This window comes from Fibrobacter sp., from assembly GCF_017545445.1.
Lineage (GTDB): Bacteria > Fibrobacterota > Fibrobacteria > Fibrobacterales > Fibrobacteraceae > Fibrobacter.
The window spans coordinates 1-14,792 of sequence record NZ_JAFWOM010000007.1 but is presented as its reverse complement, the minus strand read 5'-3'; the positions used below and the strand labels follow the sequence as shown (position 1 = coordinate 14,792).

The window sequence follows — 14,792 nt, the reverse complement described above, 5'->3', positions numbered from 1 at the left end:
CGTCGTGGGTTGAGGTTTTTGTTTCGCACAGCAAACATAGGTTTTGGTTTTTGAATGGTCAAGAGAAATTTTTGACAATTGTGAAAAATTTAATTATTTAACGTATTTTTAGCGTAGATTAGACGAAAATGACGATTTTTCGCTAAAATAATGGGTGCGTAAAATGAAAAATGAAGAAGAAAAAGTGAAAAATGCTGAATGAAGAACCTATTTTAGAATATTTTGGCCTTTTCTAGAGAACGACTCTGTACCTCGTGCGGAACACTTGAAAAACCATTTGTCCCTTAATTTTAATAATTAACGTAATATCTGCGAAGAATAAAGAGTGCTATTAAACACTATTCTTTTTTAAAAGTTTATTTTACTATTATAGGATTCCATAGGATTGTATATTTACGTTATGCAATTTTCAAAGTTTATTTCCCCGATTTTTCCCATGGCGACGGTCGTTCTCTTGGGCGCGTCCGCTGTTTCTGCTGAAACCAAGTTTTTCTACAACCAGGTAGGTTACGATGTCGGTCAGCCGATTTCTGTGATCGTCAAGAGCGATAATCTCAAAGATGGTGCGGATTTCAGTTTGATGTCGGGCGGTTCGGCTGTCAAGACGGGCAAGCTTTCGGCAGGATCGAATCCGGACAACTGGCTCTCCAATGGCAAGTTCTACGTGGCTGAGCTGAAGGATGTCGCTCCTGGCAAATACACGTTGCAAGTTTCCGAAAACGGACAACCGCAACAGTCTAGTGAATTTACGGTAGGCGAAAACGCTTTGGCGAAGAATACGCTTGCGACTGTGCTCGACTATTTTTACAATGACCGTGCAAATAATCCGACCGTAGAAGGTTGGGACAAGAGCATGGGCGTTTATAACTCCAGCAAAAAAGTCGATGTGCATGGCGGCTGGTACGACGCGAGCGGCGACGTGAGCAAATACTTGAGCCACCTTTCTTATGCGAACTACTTGAATCCGCAGCAGATTCCGTTGACTGTTTGGTCGCTTGCGTTTGCTTCGGAACGCATCCCGAAGTTGCTTTCTTCGACATCGACAAAGGCGAAAACGGCAGACGAGGCTGCTTACGGTGCGGACTTCTTGGTGCGTATGCTTGCCGAAGAAGGCTACTTCTACATGACCGTGTTCGATAACTGGGGTAGCCCTATGGGCAAACGTGAAATTTGTGCGTTCACGGGTTCCGATGGTAAAAAATCCGCCGACTACCAGACTGCGTTCCGCGAAGGTGGCGGCATGGCGATTGCAGGCCTTGCAAGCGCGGCAAGGCTTAAGCTGAAGGGCGATTTTACAAGTGACAAGTATTTGGATGCGGCTGAAAAGGGTTACGAACATTTGTCCAAAAAGCAGAGCATCGGTGGCAACTGCGAATATTGTGACGATCACAAGGAAAACATCATCGACGATTACACGGCGCTCCTTGCCGCGACGGAACTTTTTGCAGCGACTCAGAAAAAGGATTATTTGACGGATGCTCGTAAACGTGCAGAACACCTTATCGGTCGTTTGAGCCCGGATGGCTATTTCTGGAGTGACGACGCAAAGACACGCCCGTTCTGGCATGCTAGCGATGCGGGTCTCCCGCTGATTGCACTTGTTCGCTATGCGGAAATCGAAGGGCCTATTAGCGTGGATGCTAAGAACCCTAATTTTGATCTTATTGATTGGGGTTGTGTAGATAGAATAGGCGCTACCTGCGATAATCCGCATTTTAGTAAGGTCATGGATGCTGTCAAGGCTCATCTCAATTGGCTAGTCTCTATTACGAACAAGGTGGATAATCCGTTCGGTTATGCCCGCCAGACTTACAAGACTCAGGACAAGATAAAGGACGGTTTCTTCATTCCGCATGATAATGAAAGTAATTATTGGTGGCAGGGTGAAGATGCCCGTATCGCAAGCCTTTCTGCTGCTGCGGTATATGCAGCTCGCTCTTTGAATCAAAACGTTGCCGATAGCGTGCAGAAGTATGCAACTGACCAGCTCGACTGGATTTTGGGCAAGAATCCGTATGCCACATGCATGATGCATGGCAAAGGGCTCAAGAATCCGCAGAAGTATGATGGCCAGTCGAATTACGATGCTACGCTTGAAGGCGGCATTGCGAACGGTATCAGCGGCAAGAATCAAGATGGTTCTGGAATTGCCTGGACTGACGATGGTGTTGCCGCTGTAGGCTTTGACGCAAAGAAGGAAGCCTGGCAGGTTTGGCGCTGGGACGAACAGTGGCTGCCGCATAGCACGTGGTACTTGATGGCTGTTGTGGAACGCTATGACGAAATGACGAAGATGATTGAACCGCCGCGTTCTGCATTGCCGAAGACTTTGGCTACGGCCAAATTCGGTATGTCACTTGTGGGCAAAACGCTTTCGCTCAACTTGCCGCGTACGTCTGTCGGCAAGTCCGTCAGAATTGTCGATGTTCTGGGCAATGTGCAAATGCAAAAGAAAACGCAAGGCATGAACGAAACGATGAATGTGAGCGTGCTCAAGAGCGGAGTTTATCTCGTACAAGTCCAAGGCTTCTCCGCTAACAAGTTCATCGTGAAGTAAAGCCGTATAAGCCGGCCCCGGAATAAAAGCAACCAAGGCGAACGCTGCGAAAATGCTTGCATTTTCATAGCTGAGCCGAAGGGCTTTGTACTTGTACAAATCCGGGGTGACAGTCAAATGCGGGGGGGGGACTGCTCTACAGCAAGGTCATTAATTGGATACTTTAAACGTCCTTGTGGGGGCGTATGCTTGTTGGACGAGAATGTCCTTGCCTTGTTCCATGAGTTTTTTGGCTTGTTCGGCAAGCTTGTCGTCGTCTTTTTCCTTGATGACTTTAGCCAAATGCTCCATGGCGACATTCACGTCTAGTTTTATTTGGATGCGGAGCTCGCCGATGTCTAAGTGAGCGCGGCGGATAAAGTTCGGGTCCGTTTCCTTGGCGATTCCTTTTTCGAGGAGCACAATTGCTGCTTCAGGAATGTTCTTTTGCTTTGCGGTTGCTCCCCATTCAAACCATTGCGTGCTCGGAAGTTCAATGTAGCTGCCTACGATTTTGTTCACGGCATCCTTCACATCTTGGAACTTGACGGGTTGCTCTTGCAAAAGCGCTGTCAGCCCGTATTGCAGTAATCGAGAAGCGTTCTCGGTTGAGCCGTTATTCGCTTCTTCAAGGCCTTTGCTGATCATTTTGCGAGTGCGTTCGCCCGGTGCAGTCTTTTCTACGGTTTCGTGGATGGGGGCGTTGACTTCGGTCGATGGTTCACTGCGGTGTGGCATATAGTAACCGGCAAGTCCGCCTAGTGCGAAAAATACGGGCGATTCAGCGGCAACGGCATTGAAAATTCCTGGGTTCAAGAACCAGTCAATCGCCATGCTGATGACTAATCCTGCTTCTGAAATTTTGCAGACGTAAGAGGGCAAGCATTCTCTGTCTTTATCGAACGTATTTGCTCCTAGCAAGAAACAAAGCATCAGGCTTACGCCCATATAGCGATCTGAAGCGAACTGTTCAAAGAACGACGTGTTGACAAGCAAATCGACAAAGAAACCACTTATAATTGCAATTACGATGGCGAATGCATAGACATACAGCGTATTCCAACGTTTTTCGAGTTGCATCAGTGCGAACATGAAAAACAGAACGCAGAAAAGATAAGACCAGAAGCTGGGGAACAAAATGCTACAAGTGAGCAGGCTTTCTGTGTTACCACGGCTTGGAATGTACGCCCAGCGGTAACGTGCAAATTTATCCTTATAATTGTTAATCCATTTTTCGAGTTCCGCCTCGTATTGCTTGTCGGTAGGGAAACTGCCGTGTTCTTCTGCGTATTGCTCCTTTCCGCCCTGGTTTTCCCACCATTCGCGGAATTCTCCCTTCATTTGCTCGACGCGGTCCTCGACAATCGGTGTCGGATTCTCGACACGGTAACGTTCCTTGTAAAGTTCGAATTCCTCTTTTTTAAGTTTTTTGTCTGGAACGAGTCCGACTTTTTTGAACTCCTCGGCTCGTTCTTCGTTCCACCATTTTTCAAACGACTGGTGGATGTCCTTTTCTTGGCGCAACTGCTGAACGGTTGGGTCAAAGGTCGTCTGAAAGTTAAATATGCCTATAGCGATAAATGCTACAAGCGTGATGTAGTGATGAATTTTGAACACCTTGAATGGTGTAAGTAGTATGCTCAATATTTTCTTCATGCTAATGAATATAACCAAATCAATAGCAGAATGTTATAGAATTTTAGCTAAAATGTACGTTTTCCGTACTCGTTTAGCTGGTTCCATAGAAAATCGGTGTTCACATCACGGAATCCCAGTGCGTTTACCTCTTCACGGAGCTTGTGCGCTAGGGCGAATAGGTTGGGGCTGCGTTTCATACGCTCGGTACTGTCGAACGTGGTAAGGTTGTCAATCCAGTTGTGAATTTCTGGGAAACGGTCATCGTGGAATACGTTTTCGCGACCGTTCTTGATGTATTCCATGTAGCGGCTAGAGGCAATATGCCCATCTTCGTTGTAAATTTCTTTGGCCTTGGGGTAGAGCTTGCAACCTGTCAAGTATTCGTGCATGATTGCGCCGAAACTGAAGTAATCAACGGCATAGGTGATGTTCTCGCTAGACTGAGCAAGTTCGGGTGCACTGTAGCATGGCGTTGAAAGTCCGCCGCCTTCGCTGACGGTCTCGCGCATTTTTGCTTGGGCATACCCGAAATCACATACAAGAATCTTATGGTTGTTTTTGTGTGTCGGATTTTGGCACAAAAGTAGATTTTTGGGCTTGAGGTCCTTGTGTACAATTTGGTAGTAATGGAGTTGACTTATCGTGTTCGCGAGGTACGCCATTTGGGCGACTCGCTGCAATAGTTCTTCGTCAGTGAGCTTAGGCTTGATGACGCGGTCGATAGAACAGCCTTTGATGAATTCCAGCTTGAGATAAGGGTGGCGGCCTGCGATGCCTCCGCCAAACGTCTGCACCACGCCTTCGATGTTTGTCGCACGGACGAGGTTGTTGATGCGGATTTCGTCTTGGAATGCACTCAATAGCATGTTGAGACGGTGCAAGCGGTTCTTGCCGGAATGCGCCCAGTATTTGCAAATTTTTACGACGATTTCTTTTTCGTCATAGTGCCTGTCGTCGCGGGGATGCTGGAGCCAAAGTTTCGCGCGGTACAACTGGTTTGTGCCCGTAAGCGAAAGCGGCTCGATCAGTTCAATGCGTTCGGCGTCACCATTGTGCTTGAAGTCGGGATTATGGTCAAACCACCGCTGGTATTCTTCCATGGTGTAATTTGGACGTAATGCCAGGTTGCGCGAAACCCGGTCCATTATTTCTGCCAAGTTGTTCCAGAACATAGCCCAAATTTAAAAAAATGCAATGGAATATGCCTAAAAAAACTGATGCCGTCCCCATTCGCGGACCATGACTACTAAGCACTAAATAGCATTCAAGGCGAGTATCGCAAAATCAAGCTTGCTTGATTTTATGATTGAGCCGAAATTGCTGACGCGAAGCGTCAACTGCAAGTAGTCAAAGTGAACGGAGTCCGGCATGACAGTGCGCAGGATTGCGGTATTTTATTTTTTCTTGCTTTCGAATTCTTCGACATGGGTTCTTGCGAACGTGACCTGCCCTTCGCTTTGTTTTGTGAGAGCGTCGGTGATGAAGTCGTATGCTTCATCGACGGTATCGCAGAACTTGAAGAGCTTGAGGTCTTCGGGGTTGATCATGCCGGTTTCCGCAAAGAACTCCCAGTTGAGCGCCGTTTTCCAGAACTTCGAGTCGAAGATGACAACAGGCATTTGCTGGGCGTACTTGTCGGTCTGGATAAGCGTGAGCATTTCGAAGGCTTCGTCGAGTGTGCCGAACCCGCCGGGGAAAATGACTAACGCACGCGCCATGCGCAAGAACCAGTACTTACGAATAAAGAAATAGCGGAACTGCAAGTTGAGAGCATCGTCCAAATAAGGATTGCAATGTTGTTCAAACGGAAGCTTGATGTTGAGACCGATGGATGGTGTGCCTACGTCGGTGGCGCCTCGGTTTCCGGCTTCCATGATGCCAGGACCGCCACCCGTCATGATGGCGTAGCCTTGGTGCTGCTTGTTGATCCACTTGCCGAGGCGGGATGCAAGTTCGCGTGCGGAGTTGTAAGATTCTGCGACTTTGGAGAGCCTGTCTAACCGTTTCAGTTCGGCCTTGTTCTTGCAGCCCTTGCGGCGTTTCTTGATTTCGTCGGGCGGGAGCGTACGAGCGGAACCGAAGAATACGATGGTGTTCTTGATGTCTTCTTGCTTGAAAATCTGGTCGGGTTGCAAAAATTCAGAAAGGAATCGAATGGTACGTGCTGCATCGCTTTCCATGAATTCGGCATTGTGGTATGCCATCTGTCCCGGTGCCGGGTGGATTTTTTTCGGTGCCATAATACTAAACCTCTAAAAAATGGTTCTTAAACGTTTTATTTAATGAATAATATATGTTAAAATGGTTTTATGGGTAAAAAAGTAAAGTTTTTATCATCTTAGTTGGAATAACATTTATATATTTTGGGTATGCTAGTTAAAATGTGGACAGATAATTTTGTCATTACGGGCGAAATCGACACGTTGCGTGACGAACGCTTGACGGACTATATCCGTGAAAACAAGGACTTTATCGCGGTGACTCAGGTGCGCGTTTGCGACAGGAACGAGCGTGATTTGTTCCGTACGCATTTTTTGAACGTCAGCACCAACCACATCGAGATTATTCTCCCGGCAGAATAACTGCTGCTTTCACCAACGATTTAGTCGAGGGGCTTTTGCTTTGTTGCTCCAGAGTTTGGAGTAGCGTGTTTTTGAGCGTCTCTCGTCTGTAAGGCAAGTCGGCTTTGATAATGATGTTATGAATGCGTCATCCTGAACAACGAATGTCGTGAAGGCTCCAGTCGCATTAAGGTTGTAGATTTGTCACTCTGGAAGCACTTAGTGCTGATAGAGTCCATTATTTTCCGCATGGATGGGACAAAGCCCCAACCTCTTTGGCTCGGGATGACGGGGGGCGCTGCTCTAGTATCTAGACGCTATGGATCCTATCGGGTTCTACGAACCCTCCAGGATGACAATGCTAATTTCTACTCTCATATACCCCATACCTCACGCCTCTTCTTTCGTCTCTCGTCTGTAGGGCGAAGCCCGTTCTCTCGTCTAATCTCACCACTCGATCGCGATTTTTGCGACGAGGAAGCGGCGCGAGACTTCGTCGAGTTTGGCGGGGTCGATCTCGATACCGAGGAGTCCTGCGAAAATGACGAACGGGCTTGGCGTTGTGCCTTGGTTGTTGCATTTGATGCGGATTGTCATCGTGCCGTCTTGAATGTCTATGCCAAGAACTTGTTCGTTCAAGTCCATCTGCTGGCCACGGTGGTTTGTGACAATCGGCAACTGCTTTTGTTCGAACTTTTGCATCAGGTCGGCGGGAATACTTTCGGGCGTATGGCGATAGACTATTGCTTTGGGGAAATGTTTCGAGAGCTTTTCTTTCAAGGGCTCGATATCGACAATTTCCATGCCACGCGGGAACGGTGCACTGAGCATTTCGATGGTCTTTTGCTTGCCTTCAGGGGAGATGTCAAGCGGCTGGAGCAAATCGACGCTGATGACTTCGCAATACGTTTCAAGTCCAAGCGGTAACGCACCCATGTTCACGATACGCGGTTTCGGGCTGAAACCTTCGCTGAACTTGATGGGAATGCCAGCGCAGATAAACGTGCGTTCGAAGAAACTGAGCATGTTGTGGTGCGGGAGGAACCTGCTGATGCCGGATTTCTTGAACGTTATCTTGTAACTGTAGTGGACCTTTTGACTTGGACGGCGGTCTGCAACGAGTTTCTTGATTTCTTCGGGCGTGCGGCTCGGCGCCTTGTGGCGCACCGGATCGTCCGCGAGGACGATTTCTTTACCAAAGCCAGGAATGCCGCACTTCTGGCAGTCGCCCCACTTGCAGTTCGGTACGGGTGCAGAAGTCGGGTCGAACGCTTTTTCCCATTCGCGGCGCAAGTACTGCTTCGAGGTGCCTGCATGGATAAAGTCCCACGGGAACACTTCGTCTTTTTCGCGTTCGCGATAGACCCAGCTTGTGTCGTAACCGCATTCTTCCCAAACTTCGAGCCACTTGTTGAAGTCGAAGCGGTAGCTGTCGCTTTCGAAGATGATGCCTTTCTTGTAGGCGGCGTAAATGACGGGACCGAGGCTGCGGTCGCCACGGCTATAGACGGCTTCGAGGAAACTCGTTTCCCAGGCGGCCCAGTTAATTTTCACGTTCGGGTGCTTGAAGAACTTTTCACGAACAAAGCGGATGTGACCGAGCGCCGTTTCTTTGTCCATAAACGGAGCCCACTGCAGCCCCGTAAACGATTTTGGGATGAGAATGCCAATGCTTACTGCAATTTGTATGCCGCGGTTGTACTTGCGTCCAATCTTCACGAGATTGAAAATGAGGTCGCAGAACGCTTGCATATCGTCTAAATTCTCGGTCGGGAACCCAATCATCGTGTAAAGCTTGATTTTGTTGAACCCGCTGGAGAACGCGTGTTCGGCGGCATCGTACATGTCTTGGTCGCTGATGGTCTTGTTAATCATCTTGCGGATGCGTTCGGAACCTGTTTCGGGCGCGAATGTCGCACTGCGGCCACCCTTGAGTGCCGCCACTTTTTCGGCAAGACTTTGTCCAAAACTGTTGACGCGGATACTCGGGAGGCTTACATCAACGTTATCGTAAAACGGGTCGTCGATGATGGAATCCGTGAGTGCTTCGACCGGCTTGTAGTCTGCGGTGGAAAGCGACAAAAGTCCTAGTTCGCGTTCGCCCGTCGCTTGAATGCCTGCTTTGGCAATGTCCAAAACATCATCGGGATTGAGTTCGCGGCACGGTCTGTACCAAATGCCCGCTTGGCAAAAACGGCAACCTTGAGCACAGCCGCGCATCACTTCGACGCTAAAACGATTGTGGACAAGCTGCATGTTTGCAATCAAGTTCTTGATAGGATAATCTTTGGGGTCGAGATACGGAATAAACTGCCGACGAACGCCGTTCGTTTTTTCGTAAGAACCCTTTGCCGGTTCCTTCGGAACGATGAAGCCATATTCGTTCTTGACGACTTCGCGAAGGCTTGGAACATAAACGCCGTCTATTTTAGACAAATTTTTAAGGATCTCTGCACGGGGGAGTCCTGCTTTTCGCCCTTCGCCCACGCAACGCACAAATTCTACAATCAGCTTTTCGCCGTCGCCAATCATGAACGCGTCAAAGAAATCTGCCACGGGTTCGGGATTGCCCATCGCAGGTCCGCCGGAGACCACAATCGGGTCGCTTTCGGTACGGTCTTTCTGCCATGCTGGAATCCCGGCGAGCTCAAGCACGTAAGGCACGTTTGTGAAGTTCAGTTCCGTCTGGAGCGTAAGTCCCACAACTTCGTAATCCTTGACCGCTGTATAGCTTGCGTGCGTGTAGAGCGGTATGTCGTACTTCTTCATTTCGCGGGCCATGTCGTCCCACGGGGCGAAAGCCACTTCGCAAAGCAGGTCCGGCTCGTGGTTCAGCACATGGTACAGAATGCGCAGCCCGTTGTTGCTCATGCCGATTTCGTAAGTGTCCGGGAACACGAACGCCATGCGAGCAAGCATTTTGCTGTGGTCTTTGATGACGCTGTTCGCTTCGCCGCCCATGTAACGAGCCGGCGATTCAACGGCGGGGAGTGCTAGTGCGATTTTTTCAAGGATTGTCATAAGTCAAAATCTAGCAAAAAGCCCCGTGCATTACGCCGGGGGCCTCAAAGTTCCTTGCGATAAGCAAGGGATGGCGGCTAGTAATTCACCGCTGGTCGTCCACAGCTTTATTCCACACTACCGGGAGATGTAATTGGTGTTGCTGTGTTGCTCAATAGTTTGAAATTCGGAGTCAATTGATCACTGCAATTGGTGGTGTCATCGGAACTGGCCCAGAAGTTAATTAGATGGGAGTCTGTTTCCATCGAAAAATTAATAAACCATTTTTTGCCTTTGACGCAATTGTTCAATTTAACAACAGATTCTGCACTCCAATTGTAAGTGGTCTGTGCGGCATCATATTCAAAAGTGGACGAGCTTCCTTTGCCAGATGAGTTTCCACCGGGAGACTTGTAGCCTATGGTATGCCAACTTCCGGCTTTGCCGTGTTCATGGACGTATGTCTCTTGCAATTTTACGTATGTTCCTGCGGAAAAACTGATTTCGGAGGCCTTGGCTTTATCAATCATGCCAAATAGCTTTGGAACGGCGATTGCAGCGAGTGTGCTCATAATTACGATGACGACCATCAATTCGATAAGGGAAAAACCTTGCTTTTTCATAGCGTGCCCCTGTCTCATCCTGTAATAGAAAAATACGTTTTTTGCATGCATTACCTAAAGATAAAATATTTATGGGTTAAAATGATAAAATGAATGAAATTTTACGATGTTTAAGGCTGTTTCCGGATTTTTATATAGTTTTTTTCTATGCTGAGGCGCAAGTTGAACGTTCTGTATTTTATCCTGCCATCATTTGTGGGGGCGTTTTTTGCGTATATGGCGTGCAGAATTTACGATTCTCCGCTATTGCATGGGATTTTGTCGGCGGACGTTTTCTTTTTTATGGTCTTGCTATTGCTGCCCCGAGGACAATTCTTGTTGAAAATGCCGTTTGCGGTTCTGATTTGCGTTTTGGCTGTTTTGACGAATACGATAGATGCGTATGTGACGATGGGCATGTACTTGTTTATGATTTTCGTGACGGCGGCGATCCCTCGAAGGCGACTGTTTTTGTTGCTGGTCTATGAATTTTTTGCAATTTTATTTGTTGTCGCCGATGCGGAAAATTTCTTTTTCTACTCTGTGCTGTTGACGCTCCCGGATGCATGGGATCTTGCGAAATTTTTCTGGTGGGGACCGCCCCTTTTTGTCATCGTGCCGTCTTTTATCGTTTCACTAGAGCTTTTATTTGCCCATAAAATTCTATGGGGAAAAAATAGGGTTGAAATTTCGCATAAGATTGGATTTATCCTTGTCGCTAGTGCTGTTATCGCAAGTTTTGGCATCAACAAATTGCATCCGCAGCAACCTCTTATGGATTACGCAATGCAAAAATGGTTCATGCAGTTATGCTCGCCAGAGATTGCAAGGCACAGCACGCTTTTGCGAGATGATATCAAAGCGGTATATCCGGTCTGGGAAAAAGACAAGCCGGTTGTCGATGATTTTTCGAAACCCACGGTAATGATTCTCGTGGAAAGCTACGGCGTGAAAAAATCGGTGGATCAGGCAAAGGCTTTGCTTTCTCCATTTGTTTATTCGAATTTCCGCTTCTTGGGACTTTACCCGCGAGAAGCATCGCATACGCAAGGGGCGGAGTGGGAAGATTTCGGGACTGTACGCGGTAAAATCCGCGAGACTCCATTGCCTCAAAAATTCAGGGAACACCATTTACAGACGTGGTATGTTCACGGTTACGATAGCGAGTTCTATTCGCGTGGAGAAAACTACGCCAAATTTGGTTTCGACAAAATGTTGTTCAAGGAAGACTTTGAAAAAATTGGGTTGCCGGGTTGCCGCAACGGATTTGTTGGAATTTGTGATTCGGCAATGATTATGTTTATCGATTCGCTCATTACGGATAAAGTACCTAAATTCGTTTATTGGACCACTTTGGATGCGCATCCATTTTACGACTGGTCTGGCATGTTCGAAAAATCCTATTTCTGCAAAATCTTTTCATTGCCCGATGTCGATTGTACATACTTTACTTTACAAGAAAACACATTGAGGCTGATCGCTCGCCTTGCCGCAAAGCACCCTGAGTACCGTTTTATCATCCGTGGCGACCACCGGCCAATGGTGTCCTTGGAGCAAACAGACTTTGTTCAATCTTTTTACTTTAGATGGGTTCCGCTCATTATTTTGAACTAAACATTGTGAATAAGGCGGAAAGAAAAAGCCCCGAATCCTTGCAGATTCGGGACCTTCGTGGGGCCTCCCGGACTTGAACCGGGAACCAACGGGTTATGAGTCCGCTGCTCTGCCCTGTCCCGCGTAGATACTGGGTTTTCGATTAACGTCTCACAAAAAGCTCACAATTTAAACCCTGTTTTTGCCTTAAAAAGCCCACTTTTTGTGACCTGGTTTTGAGCTTTTTGCTCATCCCCAGACGTCAAAAATTTACAAAAAATTAACAGGTTGAACCAGGGGGTAAAGACCGTCAAAATTTTTTTTGTACGGCCATTGACAAACCTAACTAAATTAGGTATATTAAGTAGTGAACAAAAGAGCATCAAAACTATTTAAAAATGACCATAATGTTGACTAGAAATTTGATGATTCCAGACGGGAAAAAACGACTTTCGATTCAATCCATCGAGGCTCGCCAAACGGCGAGCCTCTCTTTTTTTGAGAGGTAAAACCATGAGCTACGACTACCACGAAAACATCAAGGACGACTGCGTGACAGCCATCAAGGAATACCTTGGGTATCACGACGTGAAGGGAATGTCCAAGGAAACGCTGAAAGAAAAATTCCGCGATGCGTTCTGGGTTGACGATTCCGTTACTGGCAACGCTTCGGGTTCCTATACGTTCTCCAGCTATGACGCTGAACAAAACATCGCGGGAAACTGGGACTTGCTTGGCGAGGCCATGACCGAGTTCTGCTGCGAGTGCAACGCCATCGAGAAAGGCGCTGAATGGGCGGACGTGACGATTCGCTGCTACCTGCTTGACGAGGGCATTGAAAAGGCGATGGAGGAACTGGAAGAAGAAATCGAAAAAGCGATTGAAGAAGAACCCGAAGATGAAAGCGCGGAGGCATAGCGATGGAAAGGGCGAATGTGAAAGAACAGCTTGAACGGATGATGAACGAGTTCAATCAGAAATCCGACGAACTTCAAAAGATGGCTGAGAAAAGCGTCAACGGAACCATGGAAAGGTACACGCTGGCGCAGGCCGACACCGCAGCTGCGAAGCTGCTCGCGCTCAAGGAAGTCGCCTTGAGGCTTGGCTTCGCTGTTGTTTACGATGCAATTCAAAACAAGTGGACTCTAACCTAAAGGAAAAAAACAATGAAGATAAAAGCATACCTCATCGACGTTATCAACGAGACCCATAAGGCGGTCGAAATTGAAAACAAGCTCGCGGACTATTACCGCGAATTGCAGTGTACCGTGATTGACATTCAGGAACGGAAAATCGGCAAGAAGGTCTTCGACATTATCTGCGACGACGAAGGTCTTTTCAAGCAGCCCGCGAAAATCAGTGCCATCGACAATCTCGGTTCGCCTATGTTTGTCGGCAATCTCCTGGTCGTAAAAAATAAGGACGGAGAGACTACCACATTGAGCGACGAAGATGTATATTACGTTTCCGAACATGTGGAAAAACTTTGTACCAAGCTGTTTCCGAAAGGCTACCCGATGCTGACGCAGGTCGAATATTGCTAGGAGGGCTGAACATGAATTTGAAAATCGGAGACAAGATTGAAATTCTCGAAATGGTAGGCGAACCCCAGTACACGGGAAAGGTCGGAGTTGTTGATTTTATTGACGACGCTGGTCAAGTGCATGGAACCTGGGGCGGCTTGGCTGTTCAGCCTGAACGCGATAAAGTTCGATTGCTGGAGGGGTGACGATGGCGGAAGGACAGCTGGATTTCTTTTCCATCTTGGATTCCGCAAGCGAAGCGAACAATGCAAGGCCATGGTGTAAATCATGGCTTTGCGCCCGTAAGAACGACTGCGGAGTTTATGTGGAGAATGTGCAGACATTCAGGCAGGGAGAGGGCTACAGGCGCTACGTGGAGCTGAAATGCGCCCTCGATTACCCGCGGGTCTATTACGCTTGCAGCATCCAGGACAGAATTTCCGGGCGCGGTTCGCCACTGGATGCCGATGGAGATTACTGCTTCGACGTGTTCGACGGAATCGCGGACGTGGAGAAGAAGGTACGCGGCTATCTGACGCGCTGTGCGTCGGGCTACGAGGTGAACCGTTCCTGGATAGATGGCGTGGTGAACATGCTCAAGAACAGCTTGCAGCAATAGTACAAAAGCTATTTTTAAAGCGAGGCAAACAATGAATTACAGAACTCTGTGCAGCTTTTACAAGGGCGAGAAGGAATGTCCCTTTGAAGCTGGGAATGGAAATGCGGGGAAATTCTGGATGGCGGAACGGTTCGTCTGCGAGGAATATGCGCTGACCGTCGAGAAGCAGGTCGAGACCGATTTCTTCCGCATGGTCGCCGCCTATATGTGCAAGTGGGCGCCCTATAATTTTCCCGACCTGATACGCGACTACCTGTCGAAGTCCGATGCCGATGAAAAAATCAAGGCTCAAGTGAAAGCGATGTATCTCTAGTCTTAGGCGGCAGTAGGAGCCGCCTTCGGTCTCTTTTTTGCACAAAATATGATTTATACACTTGAAAAAATCCGATTTTTACTATCTTTGCGCTCGGAGCCTTAGCTCAATCGGTTAGAGCGTCGGACTCATAAAAATTGTGGCACCAGCTTGAAAGAGTTGGATGCGAATGGGAAGAAATCGGTGAAACCTAACCAGCGGTAACGCTGCACGGCAACGCCGAGCCGAGCCAGGGGTACACTCCTGGAAGGTGTAGAGACTAGCGGAGCAGTAGAGCCTGCTTAATGACCGCACAAGCCTCCCACGCCTAAACCCGCAAGGGCATGGCGAAGACATAGTCCACGGAGGTGCGAAAGCATCACGAACGTAAACCCGTTGGTTCCCGGTTCAAGTCCGGGAGGCTCCAC

General features: G+C 48.0%; 14 protein-coding genes and 1 tRNA gene. 9 read left to right on the top strand and 6 right to left on the bottom strand.

Annotated features, from left to right (window positions below):
* Positions 1-436: 436 nt before the first annotated feature.
* Positions 437-2,557: a glycoside hydrolase family 9 protein gene (locus IKG78_RS00540; RefSeq protein WP_290938046.1), complete on the top strand. Its 2,121-nt coding sequence runs from the start codon at positions 437-439 to the stop codon at positions 2,555-2,557.
* A 150-nt stretch (positions 2,558-2,707) separates the two neighbouring features.
* Here IKG78_RS00540 and IKG78_RS00535 read toward each other — a convergent pair whose 3' ends face one another.
* From IKG78_RS00535 to IKG78_RS00525, 3 genes are all read right to left on the bottom strand, one after another.
* On the bottom strand, positions 2,708-4,192 hold the full coding sequence (locus IKG78_RS00535) for a hypothetical protein (protein WP_290938044.1): 1,485 nt from the start codon (positions 4,190-4,192) through the stop codon (positions 2,708-2,710).
* A gap of 47 nt (positions 4,193-4,239) precedes the next feature.
* Positions 4,240-5,346 (bottom strand): protein kinase, encoded by a 1,107-nt coding sequence (locus IKG78_RS00530; protein ID WP_290938042.1) that lies wholly within the window; start codon positions 5,344-5,346, stop codon positions 4,240-4,242.
* A 222-nt stretch (positions 5,347-5,568) separates the two neighbouring features.
* Positions 5,569-6,414: an LOG family protein gene (locus tag IKG78_RS00525; RefSeq protein ID WP_290938040.1), complete on the bottom strand. Its 846-nt coding sequence runs from the start codon at positions 6,412-6,414 to the stop codon at positions 5,569-5,571.
* A 129-nt stretch (positions 6,415-6,543) separates the two neighbouring features.
* Between IKG78_RS00525 and IKG78_RS00520 the strand changes: the two genes are divergently transcribed.
* Positions 6,544-6,756: a hypothetical protein gene (locus IKG78_RS00520; protein ID WP_290938038.1), complete on the top strand. Its 213-nt coding sequence runs from the start codon at positions 6,544-6,546 to the stop codon at positions 6,754-6,756.
* Between the two features lie 426 nt (positions 6,757-7,182).
* Here IKG78_RS00520 and IKG78_RS00515 read toward each other — a convergent pair whose 3' ends face one another.
* Together IKG78_RS00515 and IKG78_RS00510 are read right to left on the bottom strand one after the other, a co-directional pair.
* Positions 7,183-9,756: a TIGR03960 family B12-binding radical SAM protein gene (locus IKG78_RS00515; protein ID WP_290938036.1), complete on the bottom strand. Its 2,574-nt coding sequence runs from the start codon at positions 9,754-9,756 to the stop codon at positions 7,183-7,185.
* A 107-nt stretch (positions 9,757-9,863) separates the two neighbouring features.
* The gene (locus IKG78_RS00510) at positions 9,864-10,358 is read right to left on the bottom strand and encodes a type II secretion system protein (RefSeq protein WP_290938034.1); all 495 of its coding nucleotides are present in this window, start codon (positions 10,356-10,358) and stop codon (positions 9,864-9,866) included.
* Positions 10,359-10,574: 216 nt separating this feature from the next.
* On the opposite strand from IKG78_RS00510, the gene IKG78_RS00505 reads away from it, so the two are divergent.
* A complete protein-coding gene (locus tag IKG78_RS00505) occupies positions 10,575-11,951 on the top strand; it encodes a sulfatase-like hydrolase/transferase (protein WP_290938032.1) in 1,377 nt (458 codons plus the stop codon).
* Positions 11,952-12,009: 58 nt separating this feature from the next.
* On the opposite strand, the gene IKG78_RS00500 is transcribed toward IKG78_RS00505, so the two are convergent.
* Positions 12,010-12,072, bottom strand: a tRNA-Met gene (locus tag IKG78_RS00500).
* Positions 12,073-12,443: 371 nt separating this feature from the next.
* Here IKG78_RS00500 and IKG78_RS00495 point away from each other — a divergent pair.
* The 6 genes from IKG78_RS00495 to IKG78_RS00470 are packed head-to-tail and all read left to right on the top strand — an operon-like array spanning position 12,444 to position 14,385.
* Positions 12,444-12,848 (top strand): hypothetical protein, encoded by a 405-nt coding sequence (locus tag IKG78_RS00495; protein ID WP_073053496.1) that lies wholly within the window; start codon positions 12,444-12,446, stop codon positions 12,846-12,848.
* A gap of 17 nt (positions 12,849-12,865) precedes the next feature.
* Entirely contained in the window at positions 12,866-13,084 is a 219-nt protein-coding gene (locus IKG78_RS00490; RefSeq protein WP_139299652.1) for a hypothetical protein, read from the top strand.
* Between the two features lie 12 nt (positions 13,085-13,096).
* A complete protein-coding gene (locus tag IKG78_RS00485; RefSeq protein WP_088627474.1) occupies positions 13,097-13,474 on the top strand; it encodes a hypothetical protein in 378 nt (125 codons plus the stop codon).
* Positions 13,475-13,485: 11 nt separating this feature from the next.
* Positions 13,486-13,659 carry a DUF4314 domain-containing protein gene (locus IKG78_RS00480; RefSeq protein WP_139261070.1) on the top strand — a complete coding sequence of 58 codons (174 nt, stop codon included), beginning with the start codon at positions 13,486-13,488 and terminating at the stop codon, positions 13,657-13,659.
* 2 nt (positions 13,660-13,661) lie between these two features.
* Positions 13,662-14,072, top strand: a complete 411-nt coding sequence (locus tag IKG78_RS00475; RefSeq protein ID WP_073321104.1) for a hypothetical protein — start codon at positions 13,662-13,664, stop codon at positions 14,070-14,072.
* A gap of 31 nt (positions 14,073-14,103) precedes the next feature.
* The gene (locus IKG78_RS00470; RefSeq protein WP_290938030.1) at positions 14,104-14,385 is read left to right on the top strand and encodes a hypothetical protein; all 282 of its coding nucleotides are present in this window, start codon (positions 14,104-14,106) and stop codon (positions 14,383-14,385) included.
* Positions 14,386-14,792: the final 407 nt, after the last annotated feature.

Bases quoted from the DNA above. Each gene is read 5' to 3' on its own strand.
- IKG78_RS00540 (WP_290938046.1), top strand. From the start codon at position 437: ATGGCGACGGTCGTTCTCTTGGGCGCGTCCGCTGTTTCTGCTGAAACC.
- IKG78_RS00535 (WP_290938044.1), bottom strand. From the start codon at position 4,192: ATGAAGAAAATATTGAGCATACTACTTACACCATTCAAGGTGTTCAAA.
- IKG78_RS00530 (WP_290938042.1), bottom strand. From the start codon at position 5,346: ATGTTCTGGAACAACTTGGCAGAAATAATGGACCGGGTTTCGCGCAAC.
- IKG78_RS00525 (WP_290938040.1), bottom strand. From the start codon at position 6,414: ATGGCACCGAAAAAAATCCACCCGGCACCGGGACAGATGGCATACCAC.
- IKG78_RS00520 (WP_290938038.1), top strand. From the start codon at position 6,544: ATGCTAGTTAAAATGTGGACAGATAATTTTGTCATTACGGGCGAAATC.
- IKG78_RS00515 (WP_290938036.1), bottom strand. From the start codon at position 9,756: ATGACAATCCTTGAAAAAATCGCACTAGCACTCCCCGCCGTTGAATCG.
- IKG78_RS00510 (WP_290938034.1), bottom strand. From the start codon at position 10,358: ATGAAAAAGCAAGGTTTTTCCCTTATCGAATTGATGGTCGTCATCGTA.
- IKG78_RS00505 (WP_290938032.1), top strand. From the start codon at position 10,575: ATGGCGTGCAGAATTTACGATTCTCCGCTATTGCATGGGATTTTGTCG.
- IKG78_RS00495 (WP_073053496.1), top strand. From the start codon at position 12,444: ATGAGCTACGACTACCACGAAAACATCAAGGACGACTGCGTGACAGCC.
- IKG78_RS00485 (WP_088627474.1), top strand. From the start codon at position 13,097: ATGAAGATAAAAGCATACCTCATCGACGTTATCAACGAGACCCATAAG.
- IKG78_RS00480 (WP_139261070.1), top strand. From the start codon at position 13,486: ATGAATTTGAAAATCGGAGACAAGATTGAAATTCTCGAAATGGTAGGC.
- IKG78_RS00475 (WP_073321104.1), top strand. From the start codon at position 13,662: ATGGCGGAAGGACAGCTGGATTTCTTTTCCATCTTGGATTCCGCAAGC.
- IKG78_RS00470 (WP_290938030.1), top strand. From the start codon at position 14,104: ATGAATTACAGAACTCTGTGCAGCTTTTACAAGGGCGAGAAGGAATGT.